We start from the raw sequence: 16,089 nt of genomic DNA on the forward strand, positions 1-16,089 counted from the left end.
GTGCAAGGCTCAAGACTTCGTCTGGAACAGTCGCTTGAGCTCTTCCATGCCCGATTTCGCACTCGTGACCAGCGCTTCAGGATCATAGCGATTCTCGAAATCACTCTGGAGCATCGAGTCGTCCATCTCACGGAAGGCACGAACCACTTCCGTGGCACGTGTGCTGGGATACCCCATGGCAACCAGCAGCTCGCTACCCATTTCCAGGCTGCTGGCATAGGTCTCACGAATGATGTGTTCCACGCCAAGCTCCATCAGCTCCCAGGCGTGAAGACGGTTACGTGCTCGCACGTACAACTTGAGGTGGGGAAACTGCTGGCGAACGGTACGCACGATATTCGTGGTGGTGGCTGCATCATCTACCGCAACCAGCATGATCTGGGCGTGTTCTGCGCCTGCCGCCCGCAGGAGTTCCGTCCGGCTCGCGTCAGCATAATAGATACGTGAACCGAACTGGCGAACGAACTCGACCTGCGCAATGTTGGGATCCAGCGCGGTGAAATTGATGCCCTGTGTCTTGAGTATGCGGGCGCTCATCTGTCCGAAACGCCCGAAGCCGGCGATGAGGACCGGCGGTGTTTCTTCGCCGAAGTCTTCATCAAAGGGACGTTTGGCTTCGCGAGCTGCGCCGAGCTTGCGAGCATAACGATACAGGAAGGGGGTGGCGGCCATGGAGAGCGTGACGGCACTGATGACCAGGCTGGTGAGTGTCTGATCAAAGATACCCGCTGCCATGCCTGCGGTCAGCAGAACGAAATCGAACTCTCCTCCCTGAGCCAATACCGCGGCCAATGGCAGCGCCTCGGAGAGTTTGAGGCGCGCGACACGCCCCACCAGAGTGATTACCAATATCTTGCCGACCATCAGTGCGAGTGTCAGACCCAGGACTGTCAGCGGACGTTCCATGACCAGTGAAATGTCCACTGACATGCCGACTGCCATGAAGAAGAGACCCAGCAGCAGGCCCTTGAAGGGGTCGATATTGGCTTCCAGTTCATGGCGATAGACGGTGTCGGCCAGCAGGACACCGGCAAGGAAAGCCCCTAGTGCCATGGAAAGCCCCACCCACTCCATCAGCAACGCGGTACCGATGACCACCAACAGGGCAGCGGCGGTGAAGATCTCATGGATTTCGCTACGGGCGACCATCTTCAGCAAGCGCGGTACGACGAAACGCCCCACGATGATGACGGCAGCGATCATGCCAATACCCTTGACCACATCTAGCCATCCGGTGCCGGTTGACGTGTCGAAGTTATCGGAAAATAGCGGGAGAAGGGCCAGGAGCGGTATGACGGCCAGGTCCTGAAAGAGCAGGATGGCAAACGTCGATTGTCCATGTGGTGTTGCCAGCTGTTGATTCTCACTCAGCACCTGCAGGGCAAAGGCCGTGGAGGAGAGTGCGAGAATGAGGCCCAGCAGCGCGGCTGCCGAAAGCGAGAGACCCAACCACAGGCCAACCGGCGTCAGCAGGGCGCCACACAGGAGCATCTGTGCGGTACCCAGGCCTGCAAGCTTCAAACGCATGTCCCATAGTCGCTTGGGCTCGAGTTCCAGTCCGATCATGAACAGCAGCATGACCACGCCAAACTCTGCAAAGTGCAATACTTCGGTGGGTTCCGAGATGAAACCGATTGCGGAGGGCCCCAGCACGACCCCGATGGCGAGATATCCCAGGATGGATCCCAGGCCGAGACGCTGAAACAGCGGTACGGCCACGACTGCACAGCCCAGCAGTACGGCTCCTTCCATCAACATGTTCATGCTTGCTTCCTTGTCCTTCGGTCCGTCAGAAGCCGTGAATTGTCGCCGCCCTCCAACGGTGCCGCAAGCGATATACCGGTTCATTTAGCGAGAGTCACCGGTTCGATAGCCTGAAGGTTGCCGTCATGGGCAAAAAAAAGCCCCCGCATGATGCGGGGGCTCTAGAAGCTGCCTTGTAATAGATACCCAAGGCCAGGAGTGGCGTATCAGCCCTGCGGCATCAGCGCTTCGTCCTGCACATACTGATTGAACTCGGTGAAGCCGCCAATGTGGTTCTGATCGACAAAGATTTGCGGCACGGTATCGACCGGCTTGCCGATGGTCTTTTCCATGTCAGCCTTGCTGATGCCTTCGGCATGGATGTCGATGTAGCGATAGTCGAAGTCATCGCGCTTGGCGGTGAGTTCTTCAGCGAGGTCCTTGGCGCGGACACAGAAAGGGCAACCCGGACGACCAAAAATGACTGCAAGCATGATGTTCTCCTGAATATCTCAGCACGGGTTAACGTGACTGGAAAAGAGTTTCCGGCATGGCCGGTGAATGATTCGTTGGTCGCTATTGTGCTTCAGCATCGCTTAGTTTGCCAATTGAGCGATGCTACCGCAGCGATTGCGGCAATCAATCACCTGCCTCATCCGTTGCCTGTATCGTCTGTAAATCAATTGCTCGATCTGGTGGTACCAGTGTGCGTGTCAGCCTTGGCCCATCAACAGCAGGTTGGCACCAAAGCCACCAACTACCAGCAGGACGAACAGGATCAAGGCCAGCAGAAAGGGCTTCATACCCAGTGAGCGCAGACGATCGATGCGCGTCTCAACCCCGAGGCCGGCCATGGCCATGGTGAGGGCAACGCTGCCGACGACGGTCAGGCTGGAGTGAACTGCTGCCGGGATCTCACCTGTGCTGTTGATGCCAGCCATGGCAATGAAGCCGAGCGCGAACCAGGGGATGGTCATGCTGCCGCCGGATTCACGCTCATCGCCTTCGGTGCGGGCTCGCATGGCCCACAGCTTCGGCAGTAGCAGCAGGAAGGGTACCAGCATCATCACACGCATCAGTTTGACGATCAGTGCATTGGCCAGTGCGTCCGGCCCGACGGCTTCACCGGCCGCCACAACCTGTGCGACTTCGTGGATGGTAGAGCCGATATAGATGCCGAACAGGCCTTCATGCATTCCGCTCAGAGGGTAGAGCAGCGGATAGACGAGCATGGCCAGTGAGCCGAACAGCACGACGGTGGCGACGGCCATGGCAGTGGCGGCCGGACGCGCCTTGATCATGGATTCGGTCGCCAGTACCGCGGCTGCGCCACAGATGGCAGAGCCTGCGCTGGTCAGAAGTGCGGTATCACGATCCAGACCCAACCAGCGAGTGCCCACGAAGTAGCCGGTGCTCATGACGGCAGTGATCACGATCACGTCGAGGAAGACCACGCTCCAGCCCAGGCCAAGAATCTGCTGCAGCGTGATGGAAAGGCCGAACAGGATGATCCCCAGGCGCAGCAGCTTCTTGGTGGCCATGTGCAGGCCCGGCGCCAATGCCTGGGCATGGCGGCTGGTGATGGGCAGGTTGCCGACCACGATGCCGCACAGCAGCGCGAAGACCAGCGGACTGACGCCCGTTGACGCCAGGGCCGGAATGGAATGCAGGGCAAGACCCACCAGTGTCAGGCCGCCGCAAAGGGCGAGCCCGGGAACCATGCGTCGAAGACGCTCAGCGGTCGCGGGGGCATTCAGGGTCTGTGCTTGCATGTACCTTCTCCTTTGGATAGCCGTCCTGTCATCAACGGGCAGTCGGTGCAATGAGCTGCCTCGCCATTCCGTGCTCGCTGCTTGCTTCTTGGTGTTCAGTGCTTAGTGCTTCTGGTTTGATGATTAGTCTATTGCGGAATATTATCTTATGGTTAGTCGATTATTCTTTTACTACTTACCGGAAAAACCGATATGCAGATCCATATCACTTTGCGTCAGCTCCAGGTGTTCGTGGCCGTGACGCGCCATGGTTCGGTGAGTGCTGCTGCCCGTGAGATCGGCCTGTCACAATCGGCCTCAAGTCAGGCCTTGTCAGAACTTGAGCGCCACCTTGAAGTGCAGCTGTTTGAGCGCCTCGGCCGGCGTCTGGCCTTGAATGCCAATGGCCGCCGCCTGTTGGCGCGTGCCGAACAACTGCTCGAGCAGACACACGCGCTGGAGCTGGAGGCACGTGAGCCCGGACTTGAGGGCGGCCATCTGCGAGGGGAGCTGGAGATCGCTGCCAGTGCGACGATTGGTACCTGGTTGTTGCCGGGTCTGGCGGGCGCCTTCATGCGTGAGCATCCGGGGACTGATCTCAATCTGCGCCTGCGCAATACTCATCAGGTGGTGGAGTCGGTGCTCAATTTCGATGCTGAGCTCGGGCTGATCGAAGGTGACTGCCACTCGCCGAAATTGATGAGCCAGACCTGGCGCGAAGATGAGCTGGTGGTGGTCGCACCGCCCACACACGCACTGGCCTTGCGTGGCGAGCCTCTGAATGATGAGGATCTTGCGGCGGCCGACTGGATTCTGCGCGAGGGAGGCTCCGGGACCCGAGCGGTATTCGAGCGTGCCTTGCACGGACGACTCGAGCGGTTGAAGGTCCGCATGGAGCTGGGGCAGCACGAGGCCATCAAGCAGGCCGTATTCGCCGGGCTGGGGATTGGATGCTTGTCGCACTTGTCGGTAGCGGCGGAGCTGGCACGCGGTGAACTGATCGTACTGCCGACACCGCAGCTTAATCTCAAGCGCCACTTTTCAATGCTGTGGCACCCAGAGCGCTATCGCAGTCCCCTTTGGCAGGCGGTAAAGGTCTACCTGGAAGCCAGCCCACGCTGATCTGATCCTATCTGCTAGATAGTCTGCTAACATGAGTGTTCTCTGAAATCCGGTATCATTTTTGACGTTTATCGAGGTGGTGATGAGCACAACGGTCGAGCTTTTTTATAATGAGAGTGACGCTCGTGCAGCCGCTCAAGGTGAAGATAATGCTCAGCAGGAATCAACGCCGCTGGTCATTCTGCACGGCCTGTTCGGCAGCGCTGACAATTGGCGTTCGCATATCAAATCGTGGGCCGAGACACGTCGCGTGATTGCGGTAGATCTGCGTAATCACGGGCGCAGTCCGCACGTGGCTGGCATGAGTTATCCAGAGCAAGCGGGCGACGTCATCGCGATGCTCGATAAGCTCGAGATAGCATGTTGCGACCTGCTGGGTCACTCGATGGGTGGCAAGGTCGCGATGCAGGTCGCGTTGGATGCGCCAGAGCGCTTGCGTAGCTTGATTGTCGCTGACATTGCGCCAGTAGTTTACGAGCATGGTCATGATGAGATATTCGACGCTCTCGACGCCGTGCGTGATGCGCATCCGGCTTCACGCAAGGACGCTGATGGCGTCATGGCGCAATATGTCGAGACACCAGCGATTCGCCAGTTCCTCGCGACCAACCTGGTGCGTCTTGAAGATGGCAGCATGGGTTGGAGAGTGGGGCTTGATCAGATCGCCGCGGGCTACACGCAGATTGTCGAGGCACCGCAGGGGCAGGCCCCGGTTGAGATGCCGACATTGCTGTTGCGGGGTGAGCGCTCCCACTATGTGCAGCAGGATGGCCTGGCAGCGATGCGTGAACGTTTCCCGGCGCTGGAAGAAACCTCGCTGGATGCTGGCCACTGGTTGCACGCGGAACGTGCTGCTGAGTTTCAGCAGGCGGTGCTGATATTTCTCGATCGCGTCTCGCGCACTTGAGTAAGCCGCGCGCCTTCGCTGACGCTATCTTGCCTCCTGTGACAACCCACGAGCGATTGATCGTGGGGTTGGTCACCTTGCTTCAGTTTGCTGTCATCATGGGGTTTACCATGGTGATGGCGCTTGGGCCTGACTTTGCCGAGTCGCTGGGGATTCCGCTTGATCGCCTGGGTTATATCGTCGGTAGCTATCCTCTCGCCGCTGCGGTCGGCACGCTATTGTGGACACGGCATGCTGACCGCTTTGATCGCCGCTGGGCAGTACTCGGCTTTTTGTTCGGCGCAGCGCTCTGTCATCTGATTGCCAGCTTTGCCACGGGTTACGAAACGTTATTGGCGGCCCGGATGCTGGGTGGCCTGTTTGGCGGTCCTGCCGCGGCGACAGCACTGGCCATCGTGATCGATGTGGTGCCCGGAGTCAGGCGCGGACGTGCGATGGGCATGGTGATGGGGGCATTTTCGGTGGCATCAGTGCTCGGATTGCCCTTTGCACTATGGCTGTCGGAAGGTTTCGGATGGCAGGCACCTTTCCGAGCCGTAGCATTGTTGGCCTTGCTGGTCTGCGGGTTGTTGGCTTGGGTGCTGCCCCCGATTCGTGGTCATCTCGATAATCCTGATACGCGCAATCGTAGTCGCAAAGGCACTACGATCATGGCGATTCTGGCCCAGCCCAATCATCGGCTTGGATTGGCATTGATCGCTACCGCGATGTTCAGCAATTTCCTGGTGATTCCCAATCTGGCCAGTTATCTGCTGTTCAACCTGGATTTGCCGCGCGAAGATCTGGGCAGTCTCTACATGATTGGCGGTGGCCTCTCGTTGGTGGGCATGCAGTTGACCGGCCGTTTGTGTGATCGCTACGGCTGTGTCTGGCCGGGTACCATTACTTGCCTGCTGACGGCATTGGTGGGGTGGGCGTTCTTGCTGCACTCGCCAGGTCCATCGCTTATCTGGATCGGGTTCGGCGCGTATATGTTGTTCTCCTCGGCACGTCGGGTGGCCCAGAATACACTCAACAGCTTCATTCCAGCCGACCACGAACGTGCCGCCTTCACCAGTACCCAGAGTGCCGTACAGCATCTGAGTTCTGCTGCGGGCAGTTATCTTGGCGCAGGGCTGCTGGTGAGTACGCCAAGCGGGGCTCTCGAGGGCATGCCCTTACTGGTTTCCGTACTGGTGGTTGCCTTGATGATCCAGCCACTGCAGATGGCCTGGCTATCGCGGCGATTGGCAAGGTACCCCCTACAGGAATCCTGATGGAGGCAACGTCAGATACACGATAAAAAACGCCTGCTCGGCATGATGCCGAGCAGGCGTTCTTGTATGGCGCATTCATTATGCTGCTAGAGACGCTGTTTTCATGACGCTGCTGGTATATCGACAAGTCGTAGGATCAAGGTGCGTTGACATCGACGGCCAGGTGGCCAAGCGACTGGCGCTGCTTGATCATGCCGCGTTCAAACAGGAAGTTCTCGAAATCACGATAGCGACCGGCATCAAGGGCGGCAGGGCGCAGCGCAAAGCGCGGCAGGGTCGCGTACCAGGCTTTCTTGTTCAGCTCAGTGTCCAGCGCCGGATCAGACTTGCGGAAAAGCTCCCAGCCCTTGTCAGGATGATTGATCATCCATGCCGTCGCTTCGCCCACAGCCGCGAGGAAGGCGGCATATTGAGTGTGCTTGCGCGAATAGCTGTCGCTATTGGCGACGAAGATCAGCTCGTCATAAGTCGGTACACCTTCTTCTTCGATATAGAAAGCACGCCCCTTGACGCCTTCCTGTGCCATCTGGGCCAGCTCGAAGTTACGGAAGGCGCCGGTGACGGCATCGACCTTGCGAGTCAGCAGAGATGGCGTCAGCGAGAAATTGACGTTAATCAGCGTGATGTCATCAAGGCTGAGGCCACTGTGCTGAAGCATGGTGGATAGCAACACTTCTTCAACCCCACCGACGGAATAGCCGACACGCTTGCCCTTGAGGTCTGCCATCGAGTGAATATCGCTATCCGCGCGCACCACCACCACGTTGAGCGGAGTCGCGACGAGGGTGCCGATACGCACTAGCGGCAGACCCTGATCGATCTGCAGGTGCAGCTGCGGCTGGTAGCTGATGGCAATATCGACACGCTCTGCGGCAGCGAGCTTGGGCGGTACGCTAGGATCAGCGGGTGCGATCAGCTCCACTTCCAAGCCGTGCTTCTTGAACAGTCCCAGCGCTTGAGCCAGCACCAATGGGCCATGCCCCGGATTGGTATACCAGTCCAGCATGACCTTGAGGTGTGTCAGCGGCTTCTCGGCCGTGGCCGCCTTTTCTGATACACCTTCGTCAGCGGAATCTTTATCAGCCGTATTCTTGGCTGCGGCCTTCTCGTCTTTCGCTGTCGATTGGCTGTTGATGGCGGCAACGGGCTCACTGGTCGCATCAGCAGAGGCGTTGGTCGTCGTGGCAGTTGCGGGGGTATCGCTGGCGGCATCCGCCGCCAATGCAGTGCTGGGCAGGGTGCTCAGGAAGATTGACGCAAACAATGCCGCGAGTGGTAGCCGCAGCTGGCGTGCCAACATGCTGAGTCGGCATGGCGCCGATGGCGAAAGAGGCATGGCGTAGTTCCTTGTGATCACGGGGTGTTGGGTCTGCCGTTCAATGACAGGCAGCATGAAATCATTGAGCACGGCAGTGGTGTGTATCGGTTAGGCGCAACATCAGTTGAGGCGAGTCAGGCTGTCGCGATGCCAGGGCATCAGCGTGCGTAACAGAGCATCAATCGAGAAGTAAAGCAGCAGTGAGAACGTGACCAGTACCAGTAGCGCGGCAAACATCAGGTCGATTTCCATTCGCGCGTTGGCGTTGAGCATCAGGTAGCCCAGTCCTTGACTGGCACCGGCCCATTCGCCGATAACGGCGCCAATGGGGGCCGCAGTGGCTGCCATGCGCATGCCGGAGGCAAGCGACGGCAGGGCGGCGGGCAGCTGAACATGGATCAACAGACGCCATGGGCTCGCACCGAGGGTGTGGGCAAGGTCTAACCACCCCTGGCGCGTCTGACGCAATCCATCGTAGCCGGTAGAGGCAACAGGGAAGTAGATGATCAGCGTTGCCATCACTACCTTCGACAGCATGTCGTAGCCCAGCCATAGCACCAGTAGCGGCGCGATGGCAAAGAGGGGGATGACCTGGCTGATCAGCAGTATCGGCAACAGGGTGCGGCGCAAGCGAGGAATGAAGGCCAGCGCCAATGCGGTACTCAGGCCGAGCAGAATGCCCAGTACCAAACCGGCGAGAATCTCGGTAAAGGTAATGCTCGCATGGTGAGCAAGCGTCGGTGCCTGCTGGATCAGCACCTTTGCGACTGCCAGTGGGGCGGGCAGAATGTAGGGGGGCACTTCGGTGATGACGATGACCAACTGCCAGAGACCCAGCAGGACGCAAGTGCTGATCAATAGGTGACGGAGTGCATGCAGACGCTTCATGCGTGCACCTTCGTGGTTGCCGGAATAAAGGCCTCACTCGGGTCTCGCAGTCGCGCGATCAATTCGGCCTGCGCCTGTTGCAGGGCAGGTGCGTCAAGAGGGACGGGCCGCGGCGGTGACATCCCCGGCAGGCGATCGAGTACGGCGCCATGGCTTTCGCGTGTAGCTGGGCGTAGCAGTAACAGTTGATCCGCAAGGCGCAGCGCCTCAAGGGGGTCGTGCGTGACCATCAATACGGTGCGACCTTCCAGCAGGCGGCTAGCGAGATCATGTAACTCAAGGCGTGTGATGGCATCTACGGCAGAGAAGGGCTCGTCCATCATGACGACCGGGGCTTCCTGATAGAGAGTGCGCGCCAGTGCGACTCGCTGACGCTGCCCACCGGAGAGGGTATCTGGCCAGGCTTTCTCGCGCCCCGCTAGCCCAACTGCAGCCAATAGCTCGCGTGCGCGAGCGATGTTGCGTGGGCGCCCGTGGAGGTCATCCCCCAGGCACAGATTGTCCAGCACACGCCGCCAGGGGAGCAGCAAATCCTGCTGAGCCATCCACGCCACTCGACCAGATAGAGGGTGGCCATCATCGGTGTGTAGTTCAAGCTGATGGTGGTCCGGCATCTCGAGACCTGCCAACAGCCGCAATAGTGAGCTCTTGCCGCAGCCGGAGCGTCCGAGCAGCGCTGTCCAGCTGCCGGCATCAAGACGCGCCGTCAGGTCGCGAAATAGCGTGTGGCCAGCGTAGTCAATGCGAGCGTTATTGAGGGTAAGTCCCAGCGACACAATGTAGTCCGAAGTCATGCGGCGTGCCGGCAGGAGGAAGCACGCAGGACGCCTTGACTAGCAGGCAGGCGCCCAGGATTCCCTCCGCCGGTATCAACCGGATCAGGTTCCAGGGGTTGCCGTGTCGCGTCGTGCGCAGTGGCTCTCAGCCCGTCACCGGGCACCCCCATCCAGTGCACAGTGTAACGTTACCGCCTTGCTGGTTGCATCCCTGCCATCGTCGGGTGTGGTGACTTGATTAGTCATCGTCTCAAATCATCGTCTCAAGTCACGGTCATTACCGGATAAACGTGATGCTATGCCGCGTGGCATTCCGTTGGGTATGCTGTTGAACATGTTGTTGGAGCCTTGTTGCCATTGGAGATCGCCATGCCTGACACTTCGGATCTCTCGAGCTGCTCGCACTATCCTGTGCCACCACAGCGCCCCGATACCTCTTCGGGGCCGCTTCCGCGCGGTTGGCCAGAAGACGCCCTGACTCGCAGATTATCCATCTATCTCGGTCAATCGCTTGAGCCGCTGGCACTGGCATGGCCGGACAGTGCCAATTGGCTTTGGCGGCAGCGGGGAGGCACGCCGGGCATCATCAAGCTGGCGCGCACTGGTCCCGATAATGATCCCTTCTGGCGCGCGATGCGGGGTGTATTCGGGGCTGATCGCTGGCGTCAGCCTGAGGCACTGACGCATCTGGCGGGTGCGTTGCCGGCGCGTTTACCACTACCACCACTTCCACTGACCTATCTCGGGCGTCTCGATGGTGCGCCGGTCTGGCATCTGCCGTGGTCCAGTGGGCAGCCCAGTGATCTCAGCGCCACCTTCTGTGAACTCCTCGGTGATCAGTTGGGACGTTTGCATCAGGATACGGTCTCAGGCTTCGGTCAGCCGTTGGCACAGCCGATGCCATTATTGCACTGGAATGCACGTGTCATTCGTTTCCTGGGTCAGCACCCGCGGCGGGCGGAGCTTGGTGATTTACTGACACGCACCTTCAGTCAACCGAGTCGCGCGGTCTGGAGTCTGCCGGATATGCGCGGCGATCAGTATCTGTGTGCTGCCACCGGGTGGGTCTGGAGCGACTGGGAGGCGCTGGTATGGGCGCCTATCGAGTTCGATTGGGCATTGATCGAGTTGCTGTTGGAAACGTCCACCCAGCGTCAGGCGTTCATGGCGGGTTATTCTCGGCATGGCAGGATGGTCGATATTGAAGGGCAGCGCGGACTTTGCCGCGCTTTGCTGTGGGCCATGGAGGCGTTTGGTCCGTTGTCGTTTACCGCACTTGCCGCCGTGCCTGCTTGGGTATCTCCGCGAAGCCTCCCTTGAGCAAGGTGCGCGGGCCGGTAGCTGCAAGTGCATGAATGGCTGAGAAATTTCTCTGCAACCCCGGCGTCGACATGGAATACTGTCCGTGAGTCGTCGCGGACGTCACTCGAGATCTGGTGCAGGGCATGGCGGGGGAGAGAACGTGGTAGAGAACCTGAATTATTACTTCTTGTTGGCAGGGATGCTGATCGCACTGAGCGTATTGGCTAGCCGTGTATCAGCGCGGCTGGGCACGCCGCTGCTGCTGTTGTTTCTTGGCCTTGGTATGTTGGCCGGCGAAGATGGCGTACTTGGCATTCAGTTTGACGATGCCTCTACAGCCTATTTGATCGGCAACCTTGCCTTGGCGCTCATCTTGCTCGATGGCGGTCTGCGTACTCGACTCTCTACCTTCCGTGCAGGTCTCAAACCTGCGCTGTTCCTTGCCACCTTTGGTGTCTTCATTACCAGCGGACTGGTTGGTCTGCTGGCCATGTGGCTGTTTGATCTCACCTTGATAGAAGGCTTGCTGGTCGGGGCAATCGTTGGTTCGACTGATGCGGCTGCTGTCTTCTCGCTACTTGGTGGACAGAGCGTTCACTTGAACGAGCGCGTTGGTGCGACACTTGAAATCGAATCCGGTACCAACGATCCGATGGCGATCTTCCTGACGATCACGTTGGCCGAAATCCTGACTGGGCAGCTAACCGGTGTGGCTGCTGGCGTGGTGAGTTTCCTGCTGCAGTTCGGGGTAGGAGCCGGCATGGGGTTGGGTGGCGGCTGGGTGATTGCGCGTCTGATGCGTTATCTGGATCTGGCTCCTGGCCTTTATTCGCTATTGGCGCTGGCACTGGGGTTGAGTCTCTTTGCGACCACCAATGAGCTGGGTGGCAGTGGTTTTCTCGCCATCTATCTATGTGGCCTGATGGTTGGCAACCTTCCGGGGCGCCATCTCGAACATATTCTGCCTGTCCATGATGGCTTGGCACATCTATCGCAAATTGTACTGTTCCTGATGTTAGGACTTCTGGTCTCACCATCCACCATGCTGCAATTTGCGCTGCCTGCGGCTGCCTTGAGTTTCGCGCTGATTCTGGTGGTGCGCCCGCTGGCGGTTATCCTCTGTCTCAAGCCCTTCTTCCGCTTCCGTTGGCGAGAATTATGGTTTATCAGCTGGGTAGGGCTAAGAGGGGCGGTGCCTATCGTGCTAGCCATTTTCCCGGTGATCACTGGTGTGGAGAATGCGGCTGTTTATTTCAATGTCGCGTTCTTCGTCGTGATCATCTCGTTGCTGGTTCAGGGCTCATCGCTGGCACCAATGGCACGCTGGCTCAAGGTGATTGTGCCACCGGGTGCTCAGCCTAGTCGGCGTAATCTGCTCGGTATCATGTCGGTCAATGATTACGAGATGCTGGTCTATCGCGTCGATAACACGGCGCTCGAAGGTGTCGCACTGCGCATGCTGCGCTTCCCCTCGGGTGCCAAGGTGGGGGCGCTATTTCGCTCCAAGGTGTTGATACATCCCAAAGGCAGTACCTGTCTGCATCAGCAGGATGTGCTGTGCGTGGTAGGACGTTCCTGTGACGTGCCGAGCCTCAATCGCATGTTCAATGGCGAGAGTCTGCAGCATGAGCAACGCGCGTTCTTCGGCACCTTTACACTGGAGGGAGGAGCCAGCATGCAAGATATTGCTGATGTCTATGGTCTGACTCTTTCACAGGGTGAACAGCAGCTGACGATCGGGGAGTTCATCACACGTCGCGTTGGTGGAGTACCGGTGGTCGGTGATGATGTCGATTGGCATGGCATTCACTGGGTGGTGAATGAGGTAGAGGGTAATCGCATCACGAAAGTGGGGTTGCGCTTGCACTGATACTTTCTTATGGGGAGTGGAGGGAAGAGAAGGCGGGGTGCGTGTAATGTGCTGATCACCTTTCGACTGAGGAATATCGTACTCTGGTCATGTCAGGCCAATGTGTGCATGGCATATGTGCATGACAGAGTCTGGTCACCGCTTGTGACCAGCAGCGCAGGAGTTGATCTCATGGCCAGTCCACATCCCCATCTCGCGCACTTCCTGATGCGCTTTGAGCATTTTCCGCCCGGTCTCACGTCGGACGAGAAAACCTTCCATGCCACGTTCAATGTGGTCTATACGCTAGCGGTTGCCTGTCATCTCTTCTATTCCATCATGATGTTGTGGCTGGGAGAGATGACCATTCTGGCGTTGAATCTCGCCATGCTGGTCGTCGACCTCGTGTGTCTGCAGCTGCATCGTGCGCGCCGTGAAGTACTGGCAGCCAATCTGCTGGCCTTGGGTACCTGTGCCCAGATCAGCTTCTCCTTGCGCTATTTCGGGCCAGAAGCAGGTTTTGACTACTTCTATTTCGGTGCCTTGCTATGCATCTATAGCATCCGTACATCGTTCACGCGGCGTGTGATGCTGTGTGCGGCCTGCCTATGCATGCCATTGGCAGCCTACCTGGTATTGATGATGGAAGGTGCAGTGAATCCGTTGTCAGCTGGCTGGGCTTTTGCGTTCCGGGTCATCAACCTGTGTGTGCTGACTATCTTCTTTACGCTAGTGCTGGTGCAGATGGGGTGGTCGTCTGATCGACTGCGGCAGCGGTTCGAATCTGGCGTACGCTTTGATGAACTGACTGGTGCGCTGAGCCGCGGTGAGCTGATCGATCAAGGTCGCGGCATGTTGGTCGATATCGGGCCAATGAGCGTGATGATGGTCGATGTCGATCACCTCGGTCTCATCAACGACACCTGGGGGCGGCCGGCGGGGGATCAGATACTGAAGGAGTTGGTCAGGCGCTTGCAGAGTATTCTGCGCAGCGAAGACCTGGTGGGTCGCTACGGAGGAGAGGAATTCGTGCTGTTGTGCCCTGGCTTGCACGGCGAGCGTGCTGATCAGGTGGCAGAGCGCCTGTGCAAAGGCGTCTCGGCATTGCCATTCGTGATCAATGATGGCACCAGTAGCCTGGATGTCAGTCTGTCGATTGGCGTGGCATTGCGTCAGTCAGGCGATAAGGACCTTGAGGCGTTGATCGCCAAGGCAGACGTCAATCTGTTCCGCGCCAAGCACGAAGGGTGCAATCGGTTCATTAGCGACAATCAGCTAGGGCCGGTGTCAGGGTTAGGGGTGGTGAGAATTATATGAGCCCAGCGAATACTGGGCTCATTATTGTGAATTAGTGTTTGTTCGGCTGACGGCGACGGCCTTTCTGCGCTTTTTTAGGCGCGTGTGCGGTATTTGATTCCGGCACTGGCAGGGCAGGTTCAAAGCCTTCAATCACCTCTCGTGTCACGAAATAGCCCAGATGCTGCTCGATGGCGCACAGGTTTCTGAAGTCATCACGTGAGACAAGAGAGATGGCTTCACCTGCTGCGCCTGCTCGACCAGTACGACCAATGCGATGGACATAGTCTTCCGCTTCGTCGGGCAGGTCGTAGTTGACCACTCGCTCCAGATCATCAATATCAATGCCGCGTGCCGCGATGCCTGTAGCAACGAGGAACTGGATCTTGCCTGCTTTGAAGTCCGCCAGCAGTTGCTCACGAACCGCCTGGCTACGGCCGCTATGGAAGGACTCTGCAGCGATGTCGCGCTTTTCCAGCTGGCCGACCAGCTTGGCTGCGCCTCGCTTGGTTTCGATGAAGATCAGCGCCTGTTGCCATTTGTTCTCGTGAATCAGATGGCTGAGCAGCGAAGACTTGAATTCCTTGTCGACGGTGATCAGATGCTGCTCAATTTCCGGCACCGTGACGTTTTCAGGCGCAATGGATATCTCGGTGGCGTCCGTGACAGCTGTTCTTGCCAGGAAGCGGACCTGTTCAGACAGTGTCGCCGAGAACAACAGATTCTGGCGCTCTGACGGCAGCTTTTCGACAATCTTGTTGATGTCGCTGATGAAGCCCATGTCCAGCATGCGATCCGCTTCATCAATCACCAGAATGTGCGTCTCATCAAAGTGCACCGCGCGGCGCGTGTGCATATCCAGCAAGCGTCCGGGCGTGGCCACCAGAATATCAACGCCTTCAATGAGGCGTTGCTTCTGAGGTTCGATGTCGATACCGCCGTACATGGCCATGGAGGTGATATCGAGGTGACGTGCATAGTGCTGAACGTTGTCTTCTACCTGAATGGCCAGCTCACGAGTGGGCGTCAGAATGATGACATGTACGCGTTTGGCGCGAACCGCTGGGGCATCAATCAACTTTTCCAGGATGGGTAGTACGAAGCTGGCGGTCTTGCCGGTACCAGTCTGCGCTGCTGCAATCAGGTTCTTGCCTGCCAGGACCACTGGAATCGCTTTCTCCTGGATAGGCGTCGGCGTCTTGTAGCCTTGCTCGGTAACGGATTTTACAATTGGGTCGCTCAACCCAAGGGCTGCAAAGGACATTTTTTCTCTACTTTTGAAGTGTGAAGTGGTTTGGAGTCTTTGATGTCAATATAGAGGATAGGAAAGGCTGGGATGCGTGGGATGCAAGGCAATCACGACGTCACATGATGCTGAGTATCGGGCAGGCATCATGATGGGCTGTGGAGAGAGGGTGAGCTGAGATGTTGCGTCAGATCACCTGCCAGTGTCCTGCGAGCCAGCATGCTGCAAGGCAATGGCTTGCAGTCTTGGGTCGGCATGTGAATTCGTTGTGGCGAAAGCGCGTCGACCTCAAGGCTAGCGAGGAGCTGGCATAAGAAAAGGCCCGCTCACAGGGTGAACGGGCCTTTTCAATATCTAGGTGGTGGAGGGACAGGGATTCGAACCCTGGGTAGGTGTTACCCTACGTCGGTTTTCAAGACCGGTGCATTCAACCGCTCTGCCACCCCTCCAACTCACGAGGCAAAATACTACCGAAGTTGGTGAGAATTGCAAGTGCTTAATGATCGGTTGCGATATAAAAGTGATCGCGGACAGTCACTTGCACTGCAAAACAGGGGAGGGGAGCTGTCATCCTGCGTCGTAGCAGCTGAGGCATTGAAGCTGAGGCATTGAAGCTGAGGCATTGAAGCTGAGGC

The 16,089-nt window shown here is 58.0% G+C and carries 13 protein-coding genes, 1 tRNA gene and 1 riboswitch; of the genes, 6 read left to right on the forward strand and 8 right to left on the reverse strand.

Annotated features, from left to right (window positions below; genetic code table 11):
- Window positions 1–9 precede the first annotated feature (9 nt).
- From GQR90_RS05915 to GQR90_RS05925, 3 genes are all read right to left on the reverse strand, one after another.
- Complete coding sequence (locus GQR90_RS05915) at window positions 10–1,764, reverse strand: monovalent cation:proton antiporter-2 (CPA2) family protein (RefSeq protein WP_158773302.1); 1,755 nt, start codon at window positions 1,762–1,764, stop codon at window positions 10–12.
- A 206-nt stretch (window positions 1,765–1,970) separates the two neighbouring features.
- A complete protein-coding gene (locus GQR90_RS05920; protein ID WP_158773303.1) occupies window positions 1,971–2,237 on the reverse strand; it encodes a GrxA family glutaredoxin in 267 nt (88 codons plus the stop codon).
- A gap of 219 nt (window positions 2,238–2,456) precedes the next feature.
- Complete coding sequence (locus tag GQR90_RS05925; RefSeq protein WP_233266446.1) at window positions 2,457–3,515, reverse strand: YeiH family protein; 1,059 nt, start codon at window positions 3,513–3,515, stop codon at window positions 2,457–2,459.
- Between the two features lie 192 nt (window positions 3,516–3,707).
- Here GQR90_RS05925 and GQR90_RS05930 point away from each other — a divergent pair, with 192 nt between their 5' ends.
- The 3 genes from GQR90_RS05930 (at window position 3,708) to GQR90_RS05940 (ending at window position 6,779) form a co-directional block, all read left to right on the forward strand.
- Window positions 3,708–4,616, forward strand: coding sequence for a LysR substrate-binding domain-containing protein (locus GQR90_RS05930; protein ID WP_158773304.1), 909 nt, complete (start codon window positions 3,708–3,710; stop codon window positions 4,614–4,616).
- An 82-nt stretch (window positions 4,617–4,698) separates the two neighbouring features.
- Window positions 4,699–5,523: an alpha/beta fold hydrolase gene (locus GQR90_RS05935; protein WP_158773305.1), complete on the forward strand. Its 825-nt coding sequence runs from the start codon at window positions 4,699–4,701 to the stop codon at window positions 5,521–5,523.
- A 38-nt stretch (window positions 5,524–5,561) separates the two neighbouring features.
- Window positions 5,562–6,779 carry an MFS transporter gene (locus tag GQR90_RS05940; protein ID WP_233266518.1) on the forward strand — a complete coding sequence of 406 codons (1,218 nt, stop codon included), beginning with the start codon at window positions 5,562–5,564 and terminating at the stop codon, window positions 6,777–6,779.
- A 136-nt stretch (window positions 6,780–6,915) separates the two neighbouring features.
- Here the strand turns inward: GQR90_RS05940 and GQR90_RS05945 are convergent, their stop codons facing one another.
- The 3 genes from GQR90_RS05945 to GQR90_RS05955 all read right to left on the reverse strand — a co-directional run bounded on the left by GQR90_RS05945 (window position 6,916) and on the right by GQR90_RS05955 (window position 9,779).
- Window positions 6,916–8,115 carry an ABC transporter substrate-binding protein gene (locus GQR90_RS05945; RefSeq protein ID WP_233266447.1) on the reverse strand — a complete coding sequence of 400 codons (1,200 nt, stop codon included), beginning with the start codon at window positions 8,113–8,115 and terminating at the stop codon, window positions 6,916–6,918.
- A 102-nt stretch (window positions 8,116–8,217) separates the two neighbouring features.
- On the reverse strand, window positions 8,218–8,985 hold the full coding sequence (locus GQR90_RS05950) for an ABC transporter permease (protein WP_158773307.1): 768 nt from the start codon (window positions 8,983–8,985) through the stop codon (window positions 8,218–8,220).
- Window positions 8,982–9,779, reverse strand: a complete 798-nt coding sequence (locus GQR90_RS05955; protein ID WP_158773308.1) for an ABC transporter ATP-binding protein — start codon at window positions 9,777–9,779, stop codon at window positions 8,982–8,984. Before GQR90_RS05955 ends, GQR90_RS05950 begins: the two co-directional genes overlap by 4 nt.
- 44 nt (window positions 9,780–9,823) lie before the next feature.
- A riboswitch (TPP riboswitch) is annotated at window positions 9,824–9,939 on the reverse strand.
- 191 nt (window positions 9,940–10,130) lie between these two features.
- Between GQR90_RS05955 and GQR90_RS05960 the strand changes: the two genes are divergently transcribed.
- The 3 genes from GQR90_RS05960 to GQR90_RS05970 all read left to right on the forward strand — a co-directional run bounded on the left by GQR90_RS05960 (window position 10,131) and on the right by GQR90_RS05970 (window position 14,229).
- On the forward strand, window positions 10,131–11,081 hold the full coding sequence (locus GQR90_RS05960; RefSeq protein WP_158773309.1) for a hypothetical protein: 951 nt from the start codon (window positions 10,131–10,133) through the stop codon (window positions 11,079–11,081).
- Window positions 11,082–11,223: 142 nt separating this feature from the next.
- A complete protein-coding gene (locus tag GQR90_RS05965) occupies window positions 11,224–12,933 on the forward strand; it encodes a potassium/proton antiporter (protein WP_442778548.1) in 1,710 nt (569 codons plus the stop codon).
- A 171-nt stretch (window positions 12,934–13,104) separates the two neighbouring features.
- A complete protein-coding gene (locus tag GQR90_RS05970) occupies window positions 13,105–14,229 on the forward strand; it encodes a GGDEF domain-containing protein (protein WP_158773310.1) in 1,125 nt (374 codons plus the stop codon).
- Window positions 14,230–14,260: 31 nt separating this feature from the next.
- Here GQR90_RS05970 and GQR90_RS05975 read toward each other — a convergent pair whose 3' ends face one another.
- Both GQR90_RS05975 and GQR90_RS05980 read right to left on the reverse strand, forming a co-directional pair.
- Entirely contained in the window at window positions 14,261–15,472 is a 1,212-nt protein-coding gene (locus GQR90_RS05975) for a DEAD/DEAH box helicase (protein WP_158773311.1), read from the reverse strand.
- 341 nt (window positions 15,473–15,813) lie between these two features.
- Window positions 15,814–15,903 (reverse strand) — tRNA-Ser (locus tag GQR90_RS05980).
- Window positions 15,904–16,089: the final 186 nt, after the last annotated feature.

The sequence above is a fragment of the Cobetia sp. L2A1 genome (assembly GCF_009796845.1).
In the GTDB taxonomy this organism is placed as follows: domain Bacteria; phylum Pseudomonadota; class Gammaproteobacteria; order Pseudomonadales; family Halomonadaceae; genus Cobetia.

Excerpts from the sequence above, each read along its gene's own strand:
- GQR90_RS05935 (WP_158773305.1), top strand. The coding sequence starts at position 4,699 with ATGAGCACAACGGTCGAGCTTTTTTATAATGAGAGTGACGCTCGTGCA.
- GQR90_RS05955 (WP_158773308.1), bottom strand. The coding sequence starts at position 9,779 with ATGACTTCGGACTACATTGTGTCGCTGGGACTTACCCTCAATAACGCT.
- GQR90_RS05960 (WP_158773309.1), top strand. The coding sequence starts at position 10,131 with ATGCCTGACACTTCGGATCTCTCGAGCTGCTCGCACTATCCTGTGCCA.
- GQR90_RS05925 (WP_233266446.1), bottom strand. The coding sequence starts at position 3,515 with ATGCAAGCACAGACCCTGAATGCCCCCGCGACCGCTGAGCGTCTTCGA.
- GQR90_RS05920 (WP_158773303.1), bottom strand. The coding sequence starts at position 2,237 with ATGCTTGCAGTCATTTTTGGTCGTCCGGGTTGCCCTTTCTGTGTCCGC.
- GQR90_RS05950 (WP_158773307.1), bottom strand. The coding sequence starts at position 8,985 with ATGAAGCGTCTGCATGCACTCCGTCACCTATTGATCAGCACTTGCGTC.
- GQR90_RS05915 (WP_158773302.1), bottom strand. The coding sequence starts at position 1,764 with ATGAACATGTTGATGGAAGGAGCCGTACTGCTGGGCTGTGCAGTCGTG.
- GQR90_RS05945 (WP_233266447.1), bottom strand. The coding sequence starts at position 8,115 with ATGCCTCTTTCGCCATCGGCGCCATGCCGACTCAGCATGTTGGCACGC.
- GQR90_RS05975 (WP_158773311.1), bottom strand. The coding sequence starts at position 15,472 with ATGTCCTTTGCAGCCCTTGGGTTGAGCGACCCAATTGTAAAATCCGTT.
- GQR90_RS05970 (WP_158773310.1), top strand. The coding sequence starts at position 13,105 with ATGGCCAGTCCACATCCCCATCTCGCGCACTTCCTGATGCGCTTTGAG.
- GQR90_RS05930 (WP_158773304.1), top strand. The coding sequence starts at position 3,708 with ATGCAGATCCATATCACTTTGCGTCAGCTCCAGGTGTTCGTGGCCGTG.